Source organism: Paenibacillus zanthoxyli JH29, assembly GCF_000520715.1.
Classification (GTDB): Bacteria; Bacillota; Bacilli; order Paenibacillales; family Paenibacillaceae; genus Paenibacillus_AQ; species Paenibacillus_AQ zanthoxyli.
Map to the genome: position 1 here is coordinate 1 of NZ_ASSD01000056.1, position 986 is coordinate 986.

General features: G+C 65.2%; 2 protein-coding genes. Both read left to right on the forward strand.

Features of this window, described 5'->3' with window-relative positions:
* On the forward strand, positions 1-215 hold a 215-nt coding region (locus L691_RS30440; protein WP_456320002.1), incomplete at its 5' end, for a phosphorylase family protein.
* 8 nt (positions 216-223) lie between these two features.
* Positions 224-985: a 1,4-dihydroxy-6-naphthoate synthase gene (locus L691_RS0102255; RefSeq protein WP_025688516.1), complete on the forward strand. Its 762-nt coding sequence runs from the start codon at positions 224-226 to the stop codon at positions 983-985.
* The last annotated feature ends 1 nt before the right edge of the window (position 986 follow it).

Genomic DNA, 986 nt, shown 5'->3' on the forward strand with positions numbered 1-986 from the left:
CCGCCGCCCTCGCGGCGCGCGTGCCTGGCGCGGCCGCCGAGGCCATGGAAGGCTGCGGGGTCGCCGCAGCCGCGCTGGCGCGGAATCTCCCGGTACTGGAGATTCGCGCGATCTCGAACCCGGTCGGTCCCCGCGACCGGGACGCCTGGCGCATCGGCGAGGCGCTGGAAGCGCTCGCCGCAGCCGGGCCCATCCTATCGGAGGTGCTGAAATGACCGCAGAACTGAATATTGCTTACTCGCCTTGCCCCAACGATACGTTTGTCTTTCACGCCTGGGCGCACGGACTCGTGCCGGGCGCTCCGAAGCTGAATGTCACCTACGCCGACATCGACATTACGAACAGTCTTGCCGCTGACGGCGCAGGCCCTGAGCTGCTGAAAATCTCTTATGCCGCCCTGCCGTGGGCGCTGGAGCGGTATAAGCTGCTACCCTGCGGCGGCGCGCTTGGCCGGGGCTGCGGGCCGCTGCTGCTGACCAAGAGCGGGCCGCAGGACGCCAACAGCACGTCGGCGCTGTCCGGCCGCCGCGTCGCTGTACCTAGCGAGCGCTCCACCGCCTACCTGCTGTTTCGGCTGTGGGCGGCGCAGCAGGTGCCAGGAGGCATCGGCGAAATCGTCGTCATGCCTTTTCATGAGATTATGCCTGCCGTGCGGGACGGCGCAATCGACGCCGGACTCGTCATCCACGAGGCCCGCTTTACCTATACCTCTTACGGGCTGCACATGCTGGTTGACCTCGGAAGCTGGTGGGAGAGCGACACGGGACTTCCCATCCCGCTCGGCGCGATCATCGCCCGCCGCGATCTGGACACGGACGCTATCAGCAGCTGGATTCGCACCTCTCTCCGTCACGCCTGGGACAACCCGGAAGCTTCGCGGGAGTATGTACTAAGCTATGCCCAAGAGCTGTCTCCGCAAGTGGCCAAGTCGCATATCGATCTGTATGTGAATGACTTTACGATGGATCTGGGCGAGAGCGGCTAAA